The sequence below is a fragment of the Micromonospora sp. NPDC048907 genome (assembly GCF_055586885.1).
In genome coordinates, this window is record NZ_JBVJHI010000009.1 from 127,055 (window position 1) to 146,775 (window position 19,721).

Here is a 19,721-nt window from a genome sequence, read left to right on the forward strand (position 1 = left end):
CCCACCGGCGGAGAAATTTCTGGACTCAGCGGTTCCAGTCCTGCTTGGCCGCCCGGACCAGCTTGTCCTTCAGCTCCCTCGTGTGCCGGCGGCTCACCGGCAGCTCCGCCCCGTCGATCACCACCACGTAGCCGGAGTTCACCAGCCGCAGCTCGGCGATCAGCTTGAGCTGCACCAGGTAGGAGCGGTGCACCCGGACGAACCCCGCGTCGGCCCAGCGCTCGGCGAGGGTGGCCAGCGAGACCCGGACCAGGTGCGAGCCGTCCGCGGTGTGCAGCCGGGCGTAGTCGCCCTGCGCCTCCACCCAGCGCACCGCCGAACGGGGCAACATGCGGGTGGTCCCGGCCAGCTCGATCGGGATGGTCGGATCCTCCTCGGCCCGGGCCAGCGCCGCCGGGTGCGAGGGCACCACCCGGGAACCGATCACCCGGCGCAGCGACTCGGCCAGCCGCTCCGCGCGGACCGGCTTGCGCACGTAGTCCGTGGCACCCAGGTCGAAGGCGTCCACCGCGCCGTCGTCGTACGCGGTCACGAACACGATCGCCGGCGGCCGGGCGAACCGGCGCAGCACCCGGGCCAGCTCCATGCCGTCCAGCCCGGGCATCCGGATGTCCAGGAAGACCACGTCCACGTCGCCGTCGCGCAGCACCCGCAGCGCCTCGGTCGCGTCACCGGCCGTGTGCAGCCGGGCCACCCGCGGGTCGGCCCGCAGGTGGTACGCCAGCTCGTCCAGGGCCGGCGGCTCGTCGTCGACCGCCAGCACGCGGAGAAACCCGGTCGCGGTGTTCATGACGTCGCCCGTACCCCGGGGTGGAACTTCGGCACCCGCATGCTGACCTTCGTACCCGAGCCCAGACCGGTCTCGACGACCAGGCCGAACCGGTCCCCGAAGGCCGACCGGAGCCGCTCGTCGACGTTCGAGAGGCCGACGTGCTGGCCCGGGTCGTCGCCCGGGTCGCCGCCGGCGCCCGCGAGCTCGGCGATGCCGGCGGTCAGCGTCGTCGGATCCATCCCTACCCCGTCGTCCTCCACCGTGATGTGGCACTCGGCGCCCGCGTCCCGGGCCTCGATGCTCACCATGCCGGTGCCCGGCTTGCGGGACAACCCGTGCCGGACCGCGTTCTCGACCAACGGCTGGAGGCAGAGGAACGGCAACGTCACCGGCAGCACCTCCGGGGCGATCTGGAGGCGCACCTGGAGCCGCTCGCCGAACCGGGCCCGCTCGATCGTCAGGTAGCGGTCGATCGAGCGCAGCTCCTCGGCGAGTGTGGTGAACTCCCCGTGCGCCCGGAACGAGTAGCGGGTGAACTCGGCGAACTCCAGGATCAGCTCACGGGCCCGCTCCGGGTCGGTGCGGACGAACGAGCCGATCGCGGTCAGCGCGTTGTAGATGAAGTGCGGGCTGATCTGCGCGCGCAGCGCGCGCACCTCGGCCCGGGCCAGGCGCTCCCGGGAGGAGTCCAGCTCGGCCAGGGCGAGCTGGTCGCCGGCCCAGTGCGCGGTCTCCAGGGTCGCCTGCACCAGGCCCGGGGCGGGCCGCTCGCCGGCCACCGCCACCAGTGCCCCGACCACCCGGCCGTCGGCACTCAGCGGGGCCACCACCGCGCCCCGGACCGGGCAGTCCACCAGGTCGCAGTGCAGCTCCGACTCGCGCAGCACCGTCGAGCGCCCGGTGCCGACCGCCCTCCGGGCCGCCGCCAGCAGCTGGTCGCCGTGGTGCGCGCCGTGCCCGTCGAGGGCCAGCAGGGCCTCCCGGTCCGTCAGGGCCAGCCCGGCCGCGCCCACCAGGGCCCGCAGATGGCGTACGGCCTTAGCCGCGCCCGCCGCGCTCAGACCGGCCCGCAGCGGCTCGGCGGCGAGCCCGGCGGTGTGCAGCACCTCGTAGGTGGCCCGCTGGGTGGCCGTGGCGATGCCCCGGCGGGCGCGCAGCCGCAGCACCGCCCACAGCGCCGCGGCCAGCGCGGTGACCAGCGAGACGACGCCGAACACGGCCGAGAGGTTGCCACCCACGACACAGATCCTGGCCGGTGCCGGCCGCTACGCCAACCCGCCGCCTACGTGCGGGGTGGCAGCGCCGGGACGGCACCGCCCAGCGGATCCGCCAGCAGCGCCGAGAAGCCCAGCTCGGCGGCGCCGACCAGGGTGGCGTCGTCGCCCAGCGCCGAGGTGCGGAGCCGCACCCGCTCCCTGGCCACGGGCAGCACGTTGGCGGCGATGCGGGTACGGACCTGGTCGGCCACGCCGGGGTAGACGTCGCGCAGCATCCCGCCGAAGATCACGATGCCCGGGTTGAACAGGTTGATCAGATTGGCCACGCCGACCCCGAGCCAGTCCCCGATGCGGTGCAGCGCCGATCGGGCCGCCGGGTCGCCGCGGTCGGCGTCGGTCACCACGTCCCGCAGGGCGTCCCGGCCGGACAGGTCGGCCGGCCGTCCGGCGGCGTCGAGCAGGGCCCGCTCGCCGACCTCCGCCTCCAGGCAGCCGTGGGAGCCGCACCCGCACGGCCGGCCGTGGTGCGGGTTGACCACCATGTGCCCCAGCTCGCAGGCGTAGCCGCCGTCACCGTCGAGCAGCTTGCCGCCGACGATGATCCCGCCACCCACACCGACGTCGCCATGTAGGTAGATCATGTTCTCGAAGCCGAGGCCCGCGCCGCGCCGCTGCTCGGCCACCGCCCCGAGATGGGCCTCGTTGCCCACCGGCACCGGCCGGGCCAGGCCCAACCGGTGGCCGAGCTCGGCACCGAACGCCTGGTCCACCCAACCCAGGTCCGGCCCGAACCGGACCATCCCGTCGCCCGGCCGGATCATCCCGCAGTACGACGCGCCGACCCCGACACACACCGCCTCCGGCGGCGCCGCGCCGTGCAGGTCGCGACCGAACCCGGCGAGGACCTCGACCACCCGGTCGAGGTCGGCGCCGGCGCGGGGGCGGGCCGCCCACCGGCGCTCGAGAATGACGCCGCCCAGCCCGACGCGGGCGGCGGTCAGCCAGTCCACGGCCACGTCGAACGCCAGCACGTACACCCGGGTGGTCTCCGGTCGCACGACCAGCGACGGCCGGCCGGTGCGGCCGGTGTCCGTCGGGGCCTCCTCGCGGACCAGTCCCGCGGCGGTGAGGTCCAGGGTCAGGGCCATGATGGTGCTGCGGTTCAAGCCCATCCGCTCGGCCAGCGCCGCCCGGGAGACCGACCCGTCGAGGTGGACGTGGCGGAGCAGGGTGCCGAGGTTGCGCCTGCGGATCTCCTCCTGGAGCAACGTGACCTCCCGCGTCGGTCGCTCCGGCCGCTCCGCCTAGTAGGCGCCCTTGCGGGCGAGCACCACCCCGACGGTCCGCCACAGGATGCTCAGGTCGTAGGCCAGCGACCAGTTGTCGACGTAGTAGAGGTCGAGCCGGACCGCCTCGTCCCAGGACAGGTCCGAGCGGCCGGAGACCTGCCAGAGGCCGGTCATGCCCGGACGGACCAGCAGCCGGCGTCGGACGTCGCCCAGGAAGTCACCGTCGTCCGCGGGGAGCGGACGCGGGCCGACCAGGGACATCTCGCCCCAGAGCACATTGATCAGCTGGGGCAGCTCGTCGAGCGAGGAGGCGCGCAGGAAGCGGCCCACCGGGAAGACCCGGGGGTCCTGCTTCATCTTGAACAGCATGCCGTCGGTCTCGTTCTGGTCGACCAGGCCGGCCAGCCGCTCCTCGGCGTCGACGTACATCGTCCGGAACTTCCAGACCCGGAAGGTCCGCCCCTCGTGCCCGACCCGGGGCTGCCGGAAGAAGACCGGCCCGGGGTCGGAGATCCGGATGGCGATCGCGATCGCGGCGAAGAGCGGGGCCAGCAGCAGCAGGCCCAGCCCGGCGGCGACCCGGTCCATCAGGTTCTTGGCGAGCAGCGCCGGCCCGGACAGGGTCGGCTCCTCGACGTGCAGCAGCGGCAGACCCTCGATCGGGCGGATGTGCACCCGCGGGCCGGCGATGTCGGTGAGCTGCGGCGCGACCACCAGGTCGACGCCGGAGCCCTCCAGCTGCCAGGCCATCCGGCGCAGCTCGCCCGGCTCGGCGCTGGCCGAGCCGCACACCGCGATGGTGTCCCCGCCGACCTCCCGCACCAGCGCGAGCACGTCCCGGCCGGCGTAGACGGGCACCGGCGTCTCGATGCCCCGGGCGGCGGCGTACCCGTCGGTGAGGTGGATGGCCACCGGGACCAGGCCGGCCCCCGGGTTGCGGGTGACCGCGGTGAAGACCTCCAGGCACTCCGGCAGGGTGCCGACCAGCACCATCCGGTGCCCGGCGTGGCCGATCCGGCGGCGGACGGCGTGCAGCGTCATCCGGGCGATCATCCGGCCCAGCAGGATCAGCAGCATGGCGCCGAGCAGGGCGAAACCGACGGTCCACCGGGACAGCGAGTAGGTCTTCGTCGCGAAGGCGATGAACGAGACGGTGGCGGCCACCGCCACACCGGCCCGGGTCACCCGCTTGAACTCGTCCGGCCCGAGCCCGAGATAGCGCCGGTCGTAGGCGCGGTTGCCCCACAGGATGAGCAGCCAGCCGAGCGGCAGCAGCAGGAACGCGACGGTGTAGAACCACGACTGGGGCGCGTGCCGGAAGCCCGAGTCGGCCTGCTCGAAGATCTGGATGGCCAGGTAGCTGGCCAGGGCCGCCGCGCCGAAGTCGAGCAGCAGGAGGATCGCGATGTAGGGCCGGTGCCAGCGGGACACCCGGCGGCGGGCGCGAGCCCACGCCAACCGGGGTACGCCGTTGTGCGACGGCGGAGTCGGCGGCTGGATCTCGAAGCTGTCGACGTGCCGCACGCTCTCGCTCCGGCCTGTGTTGGTTACCGGGCGCTGGAGGCTTGTCGTCACCTCAACCCATGTCCTCCCGCATGACTCGCGCCCTCACTCGCCGTGAGGGCCCGGGTCGCCCACCGTCCCAGTCTCCCACGCGGGCCCGGCCCGGACCGCCTCCAGAGGGGAAGCCGTCCGATGATGCTCGCGAGGATCTGGCCGGCTCCGAGTCGGTTGTGAAGCCGGGGACCGAGCCACTATACCGATGGATGGCGGCCCCGGTAGAGGTGCGGAGTGGGACCTTCGGCGATCCGCGGACGATTCCTCTCCGTAACCGAGGAGTGCCGTTACTCACCGTACGAGCCGGGACAACCGTCGGTCAGCCAGCGGCTTGCCGCCGGTCTGACAGGTGGGACAGTATTGCAGGCTCGAATCGGCGAACGAGACCTCTCGGACGAGGTCGCCACAGACCGGGCAGGGCAGCCCCTTCCGGGCGTGGACCTTGAGCCCGGACCGCTTCTCGCCCTTCAGCTCCGCGGCGCGCTGCCCCATCGAGCGCCGGACGGCGTCGCCGAGCACCGCGCGGGTCGCCGCGTGCAGCGTGGCGAGCTGGTCGTCGGTCAGCCGGTCGGTGATCGCGAACGGGGAGAGCTTCGCCGCGTGCAGGATCTCGTCGGAGTACGCGTTGCCGATCCCCGCGAGCACCGACTGGTCCGTCAGCACCCCCTTGACCTGACCCCGCCGCCCACGCAGCCGGGCGCCGAAGGTCGCCAGGTCGGCCTCCAGGGCGTCCGGACCCAGCTTGCCCACCCCCGGCACCACGGCCGGGTCGGTCACCAGGTACGCGGCCAGCTTCTTCTGCGTGCCCGCCTCGGTCAGGTCGAAGCCGGAGCCGTCGTCGAGCCGTACCCGCAGGGCGATCGGACCCTTGCCGGGGCGCAGCGGGGCGGTCGACGGGAACGCCTCCCGGTAGTGCAGCCAGCCCGCCCGGGCCAGGTGGACCACCAGGTGCAGGCCCTCGTCGAACCGGACGTCCAGGAACTTGCCGTACCGGCCCGCGCCGACCACCGCCCGGCCGGCGACCGCGCTCGGCGGCGGGTCGTACGTCTTCAGCGCGCTGATCGCGGCGACCTCGAACCGCTCGACCCGCCGGCCGACCGCCCGCTCGCGCAGGTAGCCGGCGAGCGCTTCCACCTCCGGTAGTTCAGGCACCGTACAACGGTAGCCTTCTTTCCCGTGAGAATCGTGGTGGCGCACAACCGGTACCGGGAAGCCCAGCCCTCCGGCGAGAACACGATCGTCGACGCGGAGATCGCCCAGCTGACCGCGGCCGGGGTGGAGGTGCTGCCCTTCCTGCGCAGCTCCGACGAGATCCCCGCGATGTCGAAGCCGGCCAAGGCGCTGCTGCCGATCTCGCCGATCTGGGCCCCGAAGGCCCAGCACGACCTGGACCGCCTGCTCGCCGAGCACCGCCCGGACGTGCTGCACCTGCACAACCCGTACCCGCTGCTCTCGCCGTGGGTGGTGCGGACGGCGCACAAGCGGGGCGTGCCGGTGGTGCAGACGGTGCACAACTACCGCCAGGTCTGCTCCTCCGGGCTCTACTTCCGGGACGGCGTGATCTGCCAGGACTGCCGGGGCCGCGCGCTGGGGGTGCCGGCGATCGTGCACCGCTGCTACCGGGGCTCCCGGGCGCAGAGCGCCCTGATGGCCACCACGCTCGCCGTGCACCGCCCGACCTGGAAGTCGGTGGACCGGTACATCGCGCTCACCACCGCCGTCGCCGACCACCTGCGCGACTACGGCATCCCGGACGAGCGGATCGTGGTCAAGCCCAACGCGGTGCCCGACCCGGGGACACCGGCGCCGCCCGGGGACGGTTTCCTCTTCATGGGTCGGCTGAGCCCGGAGAAGGGCCTCGACCTGCTGCTGAACGCCTGGCGGCGGCACCCCGTGGGGTCGCTGGGCCCGCTGCGGATCGCCGGCGACGGCGAGCTGCGCCCCCTGGCCGAGGCGGCCGCCGCCGAGCGGCCCGACGTGGCCTACCTGGGCCAGCTCGACCGGACCGGGGTACGCGCCGCGCTGACCGACAGCGCCGTGGTCCTGGCCACCTCCACCTGGCACGACGTGCTGCCCACGGTGATCATCGAGGCGCTGGCCAGCGGCCGGCCGGTGCTCGGCACCGCGCTGGGCGGCATCCCGTACCTGGTCGGCGCGGACGCCCCCCGCGAGCCCGCCGGCACCGGCCCGGCCGAGGTGGCCACCGCGGCGCCCGGCGACGGGCACGTCTCCCTGCCGGACGGGGTGCAGCGCGGCGAGGCCGGCTGGGTGGTCGCGCCCGACCCGGAGTCGCTGGCCGCCGCCCTCCCCCTGGCCCGGGCCGGCGCGCCGACGCTCGCCCCGGCCGCCCGCACCCGCTACGAGCGCACCTTCCACCCCGACGTGGTGACGAAGCGCCTCATCGACATCTACGCCGACCTCTCCCGCACCACCCACCACTGACCCACCCAGGCCCGCCGCCCGCCCACTGCCCGCCCGCCGCCCGCCCGCCCCGCCGTCTACGCGTCGATCATGAAGTTAGCGGTGCGGAACGCGCTTTCCGCAACCGCTAACTTCATGATCGACGAGGTGGGGCGGGGTGAGGCGAGGTGGGCGGGGTGGGCCCGGGGGTTTGTCAGCGGAGGGAGGCTCGGGCTGAGAAGGCGATGCTGGCCAGGAGGAAGCCGCCGTTGACGATCGTGAAGGCGACGATCACCCAGAGGGTCAGGGCGGGGGCCACGGTCAGGACCAGGCCGGCCAGGAAGATCACCGCGCCGTAGTCGCGGACCAGCTTCGCCAGGCGGACCGGGAGCGAGGTCGAGGTCACCATGCTGGCCGCGTTGGGGCCGGCCTGCATCACCGAGGTGACCAGGTTGACCATCCAGGTGCCGGCGAAGACCGCCACCAGCCAGACGGGCGTCGAGGGGCGCTGCGCCACGGCGGTCGCCCCGAGCGCGGTGACCAGGGCGATCTGGGCGGCCACGTCGCAGAGCACGTCGACCCGGGCGCCGGCCGCGCTGCCCTGCCCGGTCACCCGGGCGAGCTGACCGTCCGCGCAGTCCAGCGCGTACGCGATCTGCCAGGCGACCAGGGCGACCAACCCGACGGCCCAGGCCGGGACGGACCCCGCCGCCACGTCGTCGGCGAGCGCGACCACGGTCACCGAGGCGGCCAGGCCGAGCACCAGGTTGGTGAGGGTCAGCGCGGTCGGGCGCAACCCCAGGCGCTGCGCGACAAGCGCGAACACCGCGCCGATCCACTGGCTGATCGACTCGCTGAACAGGCCGCCGCCACGGTTGACCCGGTGGAAGTCGGCGACGGAGGGGCGGGACGGCTCAGCCAAGGTGGTCGCGGAGTGCACCGGCGTAGTCTGCCAGCCGCTCCCGCGTCTCGGTAGGCGACATCGCCAGGTGTTCGAGGATGGTGTAGCGGTCCGGCCGGGTGGCCGGCGCGAACTGCACCGCCTCCACGAACTGCTCGTCGGACAGGCCCACGTCGGCGGGCAGCCGGGGCAGGCCGTGCCGGGCCAGGCAGGCCGACATCTCGGTGAACCGCCGCGCGTCGCCGCGGAGGAAGGTGCAGAACAGGGCGCCCAGCCCGGCCAGCTCGCCGTGCGAGGCCGTGCCCGGGAAGAGCGCGTCCACGGCGTGCATGATCTCGTGGCAGCCGCCGCTGGCCGGCCGGCTGGTGCCCTCGATGGCCATGGCCAGGCCGCTGGAGATCAGCGCCTCGGCCAGCACGGTGACGAAGGCGTCGTCGCTCATGTCGCCCGGGTGGTTGAGCACCGCCTCCGCGCCCGCCCGGGAGAGCGACGCGGCCAGTCCGTCGAAGGACTCACCGCGTACCTTCCGGGCCAGCTCCCAGTCGGCCAGCGCACTGATGTTGCTGACCACGTCACCGATGCCGGCCCGGTTGTGCCGCTCCGGGCCGCTCTCCACGAAGTCCAGGTCCACGATCACGGCGATCGGGATGTGCACCCCGTAGGAGCCCTTGATCCCATCGGTGATGAGGCTCGCCACCGGGGAGGCGATCCCGTCGTTGGCGAGGCTGGTCGCCAGCGAGACCATCGGCAGGCCGCGGCGGGTCGCCGCGTACTTGGCCACGTCGATGGTCTTGCCGCCGCCGATCCCGACCACCGCGTCGTACGACCGGGCGCGGAGCTTCCCGCCCAGGTCGTCGGCGGCGTCCAGACTGCCACCGGCGACGGTGAACACATCGGCCGACCGCAGCGACGGGCGGACCAGGTCGGCGACCTTCTCGCCCTGCCCCGGACCGACCACGACCGCCACGTCACCCCCGGAGGAGATGCGGCCGTCGGCAAGGATCGCCGCCAGGTCGGCCACCGCTCCCCGCCGGACGTCGATGTGCAGCGGGGTCAGCACGCTCCGGGCTAGTAGCGGCACGCGATCTCCCGCGCCCGGGCCAGGTCGGCGTGGTTGTCGACCTCGACCCAGGAGACGTCGCCGATCGGCGCGGCCCGCACCTCGCCGCCCCGGTCGGCGAACTCCTGGTAGCCGTCCTCGTAGTAGAGGTTCGGGTCGCGCCGCCAGGTCGCCTCCAGGGCGTCGGCGAGCGCGCCGGCCACCTGCGGCTCGATCAGCGTCGCGCCGATGTACTCCCCGTACGCCTCACCCGGGTCCATCAGCTTCGTGATCCGGGTGAGCTGGCCGGCCGCGTCGAAGGTGGTCTTCATCTCCTCCTCGGCCAGCGCCTTGATGTTGTCGACGGCCAGCAGGATGCCGGGCCCGCGCTCGGCCAGCAGGGTCTTCTCCACGCTCACCGGGTGCACGGTGTCGCCGTTCACCAGCAGCACCCCCCGCGAGAAGTGCTCCCGGGCCAGCCACAGCGAGTAGGCGTTGTTCCACTCCTCGGCCTTGTCGTTGTGCACGAGGGTGATCGTGACGCCGTACTTCTCCTCCAGCGCGGCCTGCCGCTGCCGGACCGCGTCCGCCGCGTAGCCGACCACGATCACGACCTCGGTCAGCCCAACCTCGGCGAGGTTGCGCAGCGCGATGTCGAGGATGGTGGTCTCCCCGTCGACCGGCACCAGGGCCTTGGGCAGGGTGTCGGTGTACGGGCGCAGCCGGCGCCCCGCACCGGCGGCGAGCACCATCCCGATCATGCCGGCACCATCCTCATCTCGACTCCGCTCCACTCGGTGGAGGATATCGTCGCGCCCCCGCGGGCCGTGGTTCAGCCCGGCAGGGCGGCCAGGTCGGCCAGCAGTTCCAGCCGCTCCTCGGCGGCGAGCACCGCCCACGGGCCGGCCGCCCGGCGGTCCGTCTCCTGCTCGATGGCCAGCCGCTCCGGCCCCGCGGGCAGCGCGGCGACGCTCGCCGCGGTGTGCCCCGCGGCGGTCCACGCCGCCGCGTGCGCGTCCGCGCGGTGGTAGCGCAGGGTGCCCAGCCGGTTGAGCAGCAGCACGCCGGGCGGGGTGCCCTCCGGCTCGTGCGGCGGGGCCATGGTCGCGAAGGCGCCGGGCCCGGCCGACACGACCGCGCGCGCCAGCACCCGGCCCAGCGCCCGGACCAGCCGCTCCACCCGCTCGTCGTGCCCGGCCCACAGTTCTTCGGTCACCTCGGCGTGCACGCCGAACAGCTCCGCCAGGAAGGCGAGCCCGCGCTCGGTGGCGCAGAAGCCGCCGTCCGGGAAGCGCTGGATCATCCCGTACGCCACCTGCTTGTCAAGCGCCCGCCGGACGGCGGCCGGGTCCCGGTAGCGGGTCACCGCCGCGAAGCCCGCCGCGTCGACCGTGCCGCCCGGCGCGGCCAGGCGGGTGCGGAACTCCACCAGGGCGCCGGTGGCGGCCGGACCGCCGTACCGGGAACTCAACTCGGCGCCGCCGCCGTCGCGACCGGCGAGCATGCCGGCGACGAAGGTCCGGTCGACGGCCGGGGCGACCAGCCCCGCGAACCGGTGCGGCGGCAGCTCGACGCCGTCGGGTGACCCGGCTCCCCGCGCCGGAGATGGTGCCGCGCCGCGACCGGGGACGGTCTCCCTCACAGACCGATCGAACGCAGGGCCGCGAAGCCGTTCTCGGCGATCCGCCGGATCAGCCCGTCGTTGACGTCGCGGTGCTCGTCGAGCAGGTCGACGTCCTGCTCCGCCAGCCAGCGGAACTCGGTGTGCTTGCCCTCCTCCAGCCGGGGCCGGCTCAGGTCGCCGTCCACCCGGATCAGGAAGTCGGTCTCCACGCGGGTCAGCCCGTCGTCGCCGGTGTAGCGGTATTCGCCGACCTGGCCGAGCACGTGCGAGACGGTCCAACCGGTCTCCTCGGTGACCTCCCGGCGCAACGCGTCCTGCACCTCCTCGCCCGGTTCGAGGTGGCCGCCGACGATGTCCCAGCAGTTGGGGAAGAGGCGCCGCTCGGGGGACCGGCGCTGGATGAAGATGCGGCCGTCGTCGTCCACGATCAGCGCGCCGGCGCAGCGGAGGGGCTCGGTGGGCACCTCACGACAGTAGCCATTCCCCGCCGTTCGTGGCGATGCCCGGTCTTGTCCCGTTCCGCATCGATGGCCCACCATGTCCGTACCGAGGCCGCCGTCCCACAGGGGTGATGCGTGATGCAGGTACGGGAAGCGATGTCCAGCGAGATTCTCGTGGTCGGCCCGGAGCACACGCTCCGCCAGGCGGCCCGGATGATGTCGGCCCGCCGGGTCGGGTCGGCGGTCGTGATCGACCCGGACTCCGAGGGGGTCGGGATCATGACCGAACGTGACGTGCTCAACGCCATCGGGGCCGGGCTCGACCCCGACGTCGAACGCACCGGGGCGCACCTGACCTGGGACGTGGTCTACGCGGGCCCGGACTGGACGGTGGAGGAGGCGGCCGCCGCCATGGCCCGGGGCGGGTTCCGGCACCTCGTGGTGCTCGACGGCCGGGAGGTCGCCGGGGTGATCTCGGTACGCGACCTGATGCGGGTCTGGGCGCGGGAGCACACCGCCCCCCGCGTCTGAACCGACGGTGGAAAGGGCGATGGCCCGGCCGATACCGGCCGGGCCATCGTCGTGTCGTACCGCCTCGGGTCAGGGGCCGACGAAGACGGCGGTGCCCCGCCAGTCCACGTTGTCGACGCCCGGGCCGCTGCGCACGGTGGCGGAGCCGGTCGGCGCGCCGTCCGACCACGCCATCGAGGAGAGGTTGCCGGTGGTGCGGGAGACGACGTACAGGGTGTCGCCGTCCAGGAACAAGCCGTTCGCGTCGGCGAACGCCGTGGTGCCGGTGACCGTGCTCCGCTCGGCACCGACGACGCCGGTGTCGGGCGCGAACCCGCGCCAGAACAGGGTGCTCTGGCCGGCCAGCGTGTAGTAGAGGCGGCCGCCGGAGTAGAACATGGCGGTCACGTTCGGCAGCTCGGCGGAGAAGTTGACGGTCATGCCCGCGTAGGTCTGGCCCTCCGGCGCGGAGCCGGTGACGACCGTGTCCCACTTGGCGTCGTGGTACGGGTCGAGCTTCTTCGGGGTGCCGAACGCCTCGCCGTCGAACGAGCGCTTGTAGAGATCGCCGTTGACCCCGTAGAACAGGTCACCGCCGACCCAGAAGGCGCCCTTGACCGTGGACCACCGGGTGCTGTCCGGGTTGCCCACCGTGGTCGCGTTGCCCACCGCGTTGGCGCCGTCGTACGACCGCTTGGTGATGCTGTCCACCGTGGTCGCCGGCGGCACCGGCGGGAGCTTGACGATCTCGATGCCCTGGACCAGCGGGTTCTCCACGACCCGACCGAAGTCGATGTCGATGTTGCCGTCGCTGGTGACCGCGAAGGCCCGCATGGTGCCCTTGTTGGTGGCGCCGATGGAGGCGATCGGGTCGAAGTCGTTCAGCTTGAGCACGCCGTCGATGCTGACGTCGAACTTGCGCTTGCCGGCCGTGGCCGTGCCGGCGTACCGGTTGGCCAGGTAGAGCCGGACCTGGACCGGGGTGCCCGCCGGGACCGGGAAGTCCCACTGCATGTCCGGCGTGGTGGACTCGTCCCAGCGCTCGCTGTTGAACAGCGCGACCGGGGTGCCGGCCGGCACGGTGGCGTCGAGCGTCGCGTCGGTCGAGTAGGTCGTGACGGTGTTGCCCGTGTTGTGGAGGGCGCTCGGCGCCGTGAGGCTGTCGGCGGCCCAGGCCGGGCCGCTCGGCGCGGCCAGCTGGTCGCCACCCGCGTTGACCCGGTAGAGGACGTCCGCCGCGTCCGGCGTCGGCGCGGTCTTCACGATCTCGATGCCCTGGACGAGCGGGTTCTCCAGCACCCGGCCGAAGTCGACGTCGACCACGCCGTCACTGACCAGCGAGAAGGACCGCATGGTGCCGCGGTCCGTGCCGCCGGCCGAGGCCACCGGGTCGAAGTCGTTCAGCTTGAGCACGCCGTCGATGCTGACGTCGAACTTGCGCTTGCCCACCGTGCCCGTGCCGGCCCACCGGTTGGCCAGGTAGAGGCGCACGTCGATCCGGGTGCCGGCCGCGACCGGGATGTCCCACTGCATGTCCGGGGCGGTCGCCTCGTCCCAGCGCTCGCTGTTGAACAGCGTCGCCGGGGTGCTCGCCGGCACCGTGGCGTCGAACGTCGCGTTGGTCGTGTAGGTCGACACGCTGTTGCCGGTGTTGTGGTGCGGGCTGGGCGCGGTGGCGGTGTCGCCCGCCCAGTCCGGGCCGCCGTCGGTCGCCGGGATGGCCGGACCACCGGCGTTGACCCGGTAGAGGACCTCGGTCTGCGCCGCGCGGCCGGCCTGGTAGACGTCGCCCGGCAGGCCCTTGGTGCTCGTCGAGTGCGGGGCGTTGCCGCCGGCCAGCGGGAAGAAGGCGAGCCGCTTCCGCTGGTAGTCGAAGTTGCCGATGTACTCCTGGTCGCTGCCCAGCCAGAGGCCCTGCGGGGTCACCAGCATCTCGGTGACGCCGTAGCCACGGGGGTGGCGGCCGGGGTTCCAGGACAACGGCAGGCCGCTCGCCGGGTCGAGCGCCGCGATGCTGGCCCGCGGCACCGCGCCGGGGCCGGCCTTGTCGCGGGCCAGGGGGTTGTTCGACCAGCGGAAGTGACCGCCGACGTAGACGGCCTCCTCGCTGATGCCGGTGGAGAGGAAGGTGTCGCCGCCGCTGAAGTTGGTCCAGGTCGGCTGCTGCCCGTCGCCGGTGGCGGCGGTCTCCCAGCGGGCCGCCGAGTCGCAGAGCGTCCCCGGGTACGAGGCGCCGGTGGTCACCACGACGAAGTACTTGCCGCTCGGGGCGAACTGCACGTCCCGCACCCACGAGTCGAACGCGGTGTACTTGCAGGCGCCCGAGTAGCCGTCGGTGTTCCAGTCGGCGACGGTGGCCTCGCTCTCGCCCAGGTTGATCCGGACGATCTGGTCGTGGACGACCCCGTTGGCCTTCTTGAAGTTGCCGATGACCACGAGGTGCTTGCCGTCCGGCGAGACGGCCAGCTTCTCCACGCCGACGCCGGCCTTGGCGCCGCCGTTGGTGCTGGTCCAGTTGTGGTTCTCGGTCAGCGCCACGGTGAGGTAGTCGGTCACCGCGCCGGTGGTCGGGTTCAGCGAGGCCAGCCCGTTGCGGGTGGTCGTCGCCGTCACGGTGGAGAAGATGCCGCCCACCAGGAGCCGCCCGTCGACCAGGGCGATGTCGGTCACGGTGCCGTTGAAGGCGGGGCCCTTGAAGCCGGCGACCGGGGTGCCGTCCGCGACGTTGAGCAGGACGAGCTTCCGGAAGTTGCTGTCGCCGACCTTGTTGAAGGTGCCGGCCACGTAGACCGTGCCGGGCGTGGGCCCGGCGATCACCGCGGTCACCTCGCCGTCGAGCACCGGGGCGAAGGCGTCGTCCAGCTTGCCGGTGGCCTTGTCGAAGGCCAGCAAGCCCTTGCGGGTGACCTCGGTGGTCGAGGAGCCGCGGTTCTGCGCCTTCGTGAACGAACCACCGACGATCACCTTGCTGCCGGCGTCGTAGATGGCCACGACGTTGCCGTCGTTGATGTTCGGCGTCTTGTCCGTCGGCACCTCGCTGACCAGCGTGGTGTGGTCCGGCGCGGGCGCGGCGAGCGCGGGTACGGGGGTGAAAAGGGTGGCGATGCCGAGTACGGCGGCGCCGAGAGCGGACACCGAGCGGTGTCTCAGGAACGAGGAAGGCACAGGCTACTCCGGGGGAAACGTCGGAGGCGCTGCGGTGATGGCCGGTGCCGGCGCGAGGTGGGGCGCCGCACGACCGACCGCAGACGTGAGAGCAATACCTTCTCGCATCGGGCCGCCGCCCGTCCACCCGGGACCGGTGTTTTTGACCGAGCAAACTCCCCAGGTCACACGAAAAGACGAGGGAAGATCATCGACCCGGTACGGAGGGTGGCGCCGAGGAGACACTGAGGTCCGGCGGCGGCGGATTGAAGTACGGGTCGGTGGCCATCTCGCGGAACACCGCCGCGCTCTCCGGGTCGTTGCCGAAGGTGCTGTCGTACAGGGGTTTCGTGGTCTGCCGGGCGGCGAAGTAGATCGCCGCCTTGATCTGCGGGTGCTTCTTCAGGTACGGCGCGACCTCACGCATCCAGTCGGCCCGCTGGCCGGGCCGGCCCTCCTGGGTGAGCCCGAACTCGCCGATCACCACGGGCCGTGGATGCTTCTGCGCGAAGGCCATGAAGTGGTCCATCCGGTCGGTGAAGCTGTTCCACTCCGGGCCGGGGTAGACGTCGGCGCAGAGCCAGTCGACCTGGTCGTCACCGGGGTAGTAGGCGGCGGCGTCCCGGTCGGCCTCGGCGAAGCCGTCCGCGTGCGGGCACCACACCCAGGCCGCGTTGGTGACGCCGACCTCGGTGAAGATGGCCCGGACGTGCTTCCAGGCGGCCACGTAGTCCTCCGGGGAGTGCATGCTGGCGGCCAGGTTCGGCCGGTCCATCTCCCACCGGTAGCGCAGCAGCACGGGCACCCCGAACTCCTTGACGTCGACGGCCCGCTGCCGGATCAGCGAGTCGTAGACGCCGCTGACCGTCGACCGGGTGTCGGTGCCCTGCCAGGAGATCATCTGGAGCTTGCCCTGGGACTGGAAGGCCCGCTCGGTCGCGCCCGGGAACGCCTCGTTCCACTCGTGGAACATGTGCGCGATGGCCAGTTCGCCGCCGGCCGCGCGGTTGAAGTCGTCGAACGCCGCCGCCCGCCCGGTGGCGTTGTGGAACTGCGGCTTGACCCAGGCGCCCACCCAGGCGCCCTTCTCCGGCAGCTCCGGCCCGCGCCCGGTGGTCCGGACCGGTGCGGTCCGGGGCGTCACCGTGGGCGGGGGCGGCGCCGCCGCCGTCGTCGCGTCGTCCGGCCCGTCGGTGGAGCCGAAGTCACAGCCCGCCACCGCCGGAACGAGACAGGCCAGGGCGAACACGGCCGCCATCGTCCGTCGTAACCGTCGTACCACCGCAACCTCTCCCCAGGATGGTCGCCGGCCCCACGGTCGTCGGTCCCGGCGGCCTCGTCAGAGGAGCGGCGCGCCGGGTCGGGCGGGCGACCCCTGGCACTCTACCGTTGCGGCGGACCTCACGCGGTGTAGCCGAGTTCGCTGAGCAGCGGGCCAGCCTCGGCGAGCACGTCGGCCAGGTCCTGTTCGGTCAGCCGCTGCCGCCACCGACCGACCGAGTTCGGCCGGGCCTTGGCGAAACGGGCGTGCAGCGCCTGCCGGCCGGCCGGGTCGCCGACCGCCAGGAAATCGGCGACAACCTCGGCCGCCTCGGCCGGGCGGCTCACGATGTCCTCGTAGCGGAGGTGCCGGACCCGGTCCGCCGGCACGCCGGCGAGCTGGGCCAGCGCGCTGCCGGTGAAGCGGCGCCACATCCAGGCCGACCGGCCCAGGTCGGAGACCCGGCTGAACTCCTCGCGCCGCTCCGGCTCCACCCAGAACCGGGGCGCGGCGCCCCACGGCGTGCCGCCCCGGCCGCTCTGTCCGGTGCCCGTCGAGGCCGCGTTGAGCCACGGCTGCTCGGCGTGCGACACCGCCACGTCCCGGCCGTCCCGGTAGACGTGCAGGAAGACGGCGTCGGGGAAGACCTCGGTCAGGAACGGCACGATGAAGCAGTTCTCCGGGTCCTTCTCGGCGAACCGCAGCCCGCCGTGGCCGGAGGCGGCGAGCAGCGCCCCGTAGTAGCCGCGGAAGTAGCGGGCCGCCCGCTGCGGGGTCCAGCTCCCCTCGTACACGCAGCGCGCCACCGCCTTCGTCAGCCGGGGCTCGAAGTGGTAGGACACGTCCGGCAGGGCCCCCACGCAGCTGCCCAGGAACGTGGTGCCGGACCGGGGCGCGCCGAGGATGAAGATCGGCCGCTCGACCTTCAGGCTGAGCCTGCGGTTGGCGGCCTCCACCGGCCGCTCCAGCTCCCGGCGTTCCTTCCGGTCCGCCAACAGGCCGACGGCGGCGAGCTTCGCGGCCTTCACGGTCGACAGGCCGGAGTGCGGGGAGAGGGGCGTGCTGCTGGTCATCGGGGTCCCATCGGTACGCAGGAACGGGTCAGGCCTGGGCGGCCGGGTTCGCGCCACCGCGGTTGCGGCCCCGCCGCAGCGCGCGCAGCGCGTCGAGGTGCAGGGTGGCTCGCCAGCGCCAGGCGCCGGCCAGGTACGCCGCCGCGCCGCCGGCCGCCACCAGGGCGAGCACCGGCGCCGGGGCGTCGAGCAGGCTGGCCAGCCCGAGCGGCAGGCCGAACGCGGCGACGGCCAGCGCCATGGCGGCCCGGGTGCCGGCCCCGAACGGGTGCAGCCGCATCGACCACCAGAGCTGGGTCAGCGGCACCAGGTTGGTCACCAGGATGGAGACCGTCCAGGCCAGGGCCGCACCGAGGATGCCGTGGCGCGGGATGAGCAGGATGTTGGCCACCACGTTGAGCACCGTGCCGGCCATCGCGTTGTAGAACGTCCAGGCGGTCCGGCCGGCCATGTTCAGCACCATGTCGACCATGCCGCAGCCGGTGGCCACCAGCATGGTCAGCGCGAGCAGCACCACTACCCGGTGACCGCCGCCGTAGCCGGAGCCGAACAGCGCCAGCATCGGCGTGGCGAACGCCGCGAACACCAGGTAGGCGGGCCAGGACAGCAGCACCAGCCACCCGGTGGCGGCCTGGTAGAGCTGCCGCGCCTCGGCGCGGTCGTCGCGGGCGAAGGCGGCGGCCAGCCGGTGCTGCACCGAGCTGGAGAGCGCGACGCTGGAGAGCTGGCCGAGCGCCAGGAACCGGGTCGCCGCCGTGTAGATCGCCGCGTCGGCCGGCCCGCGCAGGGCGCTGAGCAGCACGATGTCCAGCCGCTGCACCACGATGGCGGCCAGGCTGCTGACCGCGCGCGGCCCGGTGAACCGCCAGAACGGCCCGACCAGCTCGCGCGCCGGCACGGGCCGGGTCACGTGCCGGCCGGCACGGCCGACCAGCCGGCCCAGCCAGGCCAGCGCGACCGCCGCGGCGACCAGGTAGGGCACCACCCAGGCCAGCGGCAGCGCCACGGTGGCGGAGAGCCCGAGCCAGGCGGCCACCGCCACGGCCAGGAACTGCACCAGGGTGCGGCCGAGCCGTTCCACGGTGAGCAGCGGCCGCATCTGGCCGAACCCGCGGCAGGCGGCGAGAGCGTAGTCGTTCAAAGCGGCCAGCGGCACGAAGGCCAGCAGGATGCGCAGCGCGGTCACCGCGCCAGCGCCGGCCTCCGGCATGGTGGCCTCGGCCAGCGCGGGGGCGGCCAGCCAGCCGGCCAGGCCGAGCAGCACGCCGACCGCCAGCACCGGCAGCAGGCCGGCCAGGATCGTGCCGCGGATCCGGTCCCGCTGGTCGAGCGTCCGGTACCGGCTGACGAAGTAGACGGTCCCCACATCGGTGCCGAGCCGGGCCGCCGACGCGGCGATCATGAAGGCGCTGGTGGCCGCGAAGAACATGCCGGCCTCGCGGACCGACCAGCCTCGGGCGATGACAATGTTCAGCCCGAAGCCGGCCACCGCGGCCAGCCCCACCCCGACCAGGTTGGCGAAGCCCTGCCGCGCCGCGCCGCCCAGGCCCGCGCCCGCACCGGCGCCGCCGGCCGGTGCGGTCAGCGTCGGGGTGCCGCCGGCGTCCGCCCGGGTCACCGCCGCCACGACGGCACGCGTCCCCACCAGGAGGCCAGCCGCTCGTCGTACGGGGCGAAGTGGTCCTCCAGCCGGGCCCGCAGCTCGGCCGACATCGGGGAGCGGGACCGCGAGTTGTGCTTGCCGAAGGCGATGTCCGCCCACCGGGGCAGGCCGAGGAAGTCGCAGACCGCGTCGAAGGAGGGGCGCGGATCGGCGAAGAAGTCGTCGCTGTCGATCACGTGCAGCCGCTCCCGGCCGACAAGCGCCTCCAGCCGCTCCACCTGCTCGATGTAGCGCCCCCGGGCCAGGTACGCGTTGTGCTGGAGGTGGTGGCTCGAGTACGTCGGGTCGGCGGTCATCCGCTCCCGCTCACCGGCCGTCCGCTCCTCCTCCAGCGCCAGCGCCCGCTCGAAGTCCCGCTCGGTCTCGTAGCCCCGGGCCAGCTCGTGCGAGTGCGCCGAGTATGCCCGCTCCACCGGGTCCCGGAGCAGCACCAGCAGCTTCACCGAGGGCAGGTCGCGGGCGATCCGCTGCGCGGCCAGCGGGTGGAACATGTAGTACGGGCTCGACTCGCCGGTGATCCCGCGTACGCCGAGCTGCGCCTTCACCGCCTCCGCCTTGCCGGTGGTGGGGAAGTGCCCGAGGTACCAGCTCATCCCCCGGTGGTAGTCCATGTCGAAGTAGTGCACGCCCTTGTGGTAGGCGGGCGGCAGCATGCCGGGATGCTGCGAGAGCGTCTTGAACAGCGAGGTGGTGCCGCACCGCTGCGCCCCCACGATCAGGAATCCCGGCACCATCCGCGACCCGGCGGTCAACCGACCGACCGTCCGGCTCATCGACTTCACCGCGCGGAGCGCCTGTTCCTTGGCCAGCGTCACGTCCCCACTCCTCACT

General features: G+C 73.3%; 17 protein-coding genes. 2 read left to right on the top strand and 15 right to left on the bottom strand.

All coding sequences use genetic code 11. From position 1 onward, the window contains the following. Nucleotides 1–25: 25 nt before the first annotated feature. The 5 genes from ACZ6PY_RS26960 to ACZ6PY_RS26980 all read right to left on the bottom strand — a co-directional run bounded on the left by ACZ6PY_RS26960 (nt 26) and on the right by ACZ6PY_RS26980 (nt 5,987). Nucleotides 26–790 (bottom strand): LytR/AlgR family response regulator transcription factor, encoded by a 765-nt coding sequence (locus ACZ6PY_RS26960; RefSeq protein WP_262285095.1) that lies wholly within the window; start codon nt 788–790, stop codon nt 26–28. Continuing rightward, nucleotides 787–2,010, bottom strand: a complete 1,224-nt coding sequence (locus ACZ6PY_RS26965) for a sensor histidine kinase (RefSeq protein ID WP_466076866.1) — start codon at nt 2,008–2,010, stop codon at nt 787–789. The genes ACZ6PY_RS26960 and ACZ6PY_RS26965 overlap by 4 nt, the downstream gene beginning before the upstream one ends. A 44-nt stretch (nt 2,011–2,054) precedes the next feature. Further along, complete coding sequence (locus ACZ6PY_RS26970) at nt 2,055–3,257, bottom strand: ROK family transcriptional regulator (protein ID WP_466076869.1); 1,203 nt, start codon at nt 3,255–3,257, stop codon at nt 2,055–2,057. A 36-nt stretch (nt 3,258–3,293) separates the two neighbouring features. Further along, nucleotides 3,294–4,802: a sugar transferase gene (locus ACZ6PY_RS26975; protein WP_466076872.1), complete on the bottom strand. Its 1,509-nt coding sequence runs from the start codon at nt 4,800–4,802 to the stop codon at nt 3,294–3,296. Nucleotides 4,803–5,126: 324 nt separating this feature from the next. After that, a complete protein-coding gene (locus ACZ6PY_RS26980) occupies nt 5,127–5,987 on the bottom strand; it encodes an Fpg/Nei family DNA glycosylase (protein WP_466076875.1) in 861 nt (286 codons plus the stop codon). Nucleotides 5,988–6,011: 24 nt separating this feature from the next. Between ACZ6PY_RS26980 and ACZ6PY_RS26985 the strand changes: the two genes are divergently transcribed. Continuing rightward, a complete protein-coding gene (locus ACZ6PY_RS26985) occupies nt 6,012–7,277 on the top strand; it encodes a glycosyltransferase family 4 protein (RefSeq protein WP_466076878.1) in 1,266 nt (421 codons plus the stop codon). 172 nt (nt 7,278–7,449) lie between these two features. On the opposite strand, the gene ACZ6PY_RS26990 is transcribed toward ACZ6PY_RS26985, so the two are convergent. The 5 genes from ACZ6PY_RS26990 to ACZ6PY_RS27010 form a co-directional block, all read right to left on the bottom strand. Then, the gene (locus ACZ6PY_RS26990) at nt 7,450–8,175 is read right to left on the bottom strand and encodes a CDP-alcohol phosphatidyltransferase family protein (protein ID WP_466076881.1); all 726 of its coding nucleotides are present in this window, start codon (nt 8,173–8,175) and stop codon (nt 7,450–7,452) included. Further along, on the bottom strand, nt 8,150–9,217 hold the full coding sequence (locus tag ACZ6PY_RS26995) for an iron-containing alcohol dehydrogenase family protein (RefSeq protein WP_466076884.1): 1,068 nt from the start codon (nt 9,215–9,217) through the stop codon (nt 8,150–8,152). The genes ACZ6PY_RS26990 and ACZ6PY_RS26995 overlap by 26 nt, the downstream gene beginning before the upstream one ends. Beyond that, a complete protein-coding gene (locus ACZ6PY_RS27000; RefSeq protein ID WP_357944405.1) occupies nt 9,205–9,936 on the bottom strand; it encodes a phosphocholine cytidylyltransferase family protein in 732 nt (243 codons plus the stop codon). The genes ACZ6PY_RS26995 and ACZ6PY_RS27000 overlap by 13 nt, the downstream gene beginning before the upstream one ends. Nucleotides 9,937–10,007: 71 nt before the next feature. Then, nucleotides 10,008–10,817: a hypothetical protein gene (locus tag ACZ6PY_RS27005; RefSeq protein WP_466076888.1), complete on the bottom strand. Its 810-nt coding sequence runs from the start codon at nt 10,815–10,817 to the stop codon at nt 10,008–10,010. Continuing rightward, nucleotides 10,814–11,263, bottom strand: a complete 450-nt coding sequence (locus ACZ6PY_RS27010; protein WP_313723924.1) for an NUDIX domain-containing protein — start codon at nt 11,261–11,263, stop codon at nt 10,814–10,816. The genes ACZ6PY_RS27005 and ACZ6PY_RS27010 overlap by 4 nt, the downstream gene beginning before the upstream one ends. 114 nt (nt 11,264–11,377) lie before the next feature. On the opposite strand from ACZ6PY_RS27010, the gene ACZ6PY_RS27015 reads away from it, so the two are divergent. Then, on the top strand, nt 11,378–11,770 hold the full coding sequence (locus tag ACZ6PY_RS27015; RefSeq protein ID WP_148429006.1) for a CBS domain-containing protein: 393 nt from the start codon (nt 11,378–11,380) through the stop codon (nt 11,768–11,770). 69 nt (nt 11,771–11,839) lie between these two features. Here ACZ6PY_RS27015 and ACZ6PY_RS27020 read toward each other — a convergent pair whose 3' ends face one another. From ACZ6PY_RS27020 to ACZ6PY_RS27040, 5 genes are all read right to left on the bottom strand, one after another. Beyond that, nucleotides 11,840–14,884, bottom strand: a complete 3,045-nt coding sequence (locus ACZ6PY_RS27020) for a malectin domain-containing carbohydrate-binding protein (RefSeq protein WP_466076891.1) — start codon at nt 14,882–14,884, stop codon at nt 11,840–11,842. 217 nt (nt 14,885–15,101) lie between these two features. Then, entirely contained in the window at nt 15,102–16,151 is a 1,050-nt protein-coding gene (locus tag ACZ6PY_RS27025; protein ID WP_466076894.1) for a glycoside hydrolase family 26 protein, read from the bottom strand. Nucleotides 16,152–16,294: 143 nt separating this feature from the next. After that, a complete protein-coding gene (locus tag ACZ6PY_RS27030) occupies nt 16,295–17,227 on the bottom strand; it encodes a sulfotransferase family protein (RefSeq protein ID WP_466076897.1) in 933 nt (310 codons plus the stop codon). A gap of 28 nt (nt 17,228–17,255) precedes the next feature. Then, nucleotides 17,256–18,872, bottom strand: a complete 1,617-nt coding sequence (locus ACZ6PY_RS27035; RefSeq protein ID WP_466076900.1) for an oligosaccharide flippase family protein — start codon at nt 18,870–18,872, stop codon at nt 17,256–17,258. Continuing rightward, nucleotides 18,842–19,705: a sulfotransferase domain-containing protein gene (locus ACZ6PY_RS27040; RefSeq protein ID WP_466076903.1), complete on the bottom strand. Its 864-nt coding sequence runs from the start codon at nt 19,703–19,705 to the stop codon at nt 18,842–18,844. Before ACZ6PY_RS27040 ends, ACZ6PY_RS27035 begins: the two co-directional genes overlap by 31 nt. Nucleotides 19,706–19,721 lie beyond the last annotated feature (16 nt).

Excerpts from the sequence above, each read along its gene's own strand:
- ACZ6PY_RS26960 (WP_262285095.1), bottom strand. The coding sequence starts at position 790 with ATGAACACCGCGACCGGGTTTCTCCGCGTGCTGGCGGTCGACGACGAG.
- ACZ6PY_RS27000 (WP_357944405.1), bottom strand. The coding sequence starts at position 9,936 with ATGATCGGGATGGTGCTCGCCGCCGGTGCGGGGCGCCGGCTGCGCCCG.
- ACZ6PY_RS27015 (WP_148429006.1), top strand. The coding sequence starts at position 11,378 with ATGCAGGTACGGGAAGCGATGTCCAGCGAGATTCTCGTGGTCGGCCCG.
- ACZ6PY_RS27025 (WP_466076894.1), bottom strand. The coding sequence starts at position 16,151 with ATGGCGGCCGTGTTCGCCCTGGCCTGTCTCGTTCCGGCGGTGGCGGGC.
- ACZ6PY_RS27030 (WP_466076897.1), bottom strand. The coding sequence starts at position 17,227 with ATGACCAGCAGCACGCCCCTCTCCCCGCACTCCGGCCTGTCGACCGTG.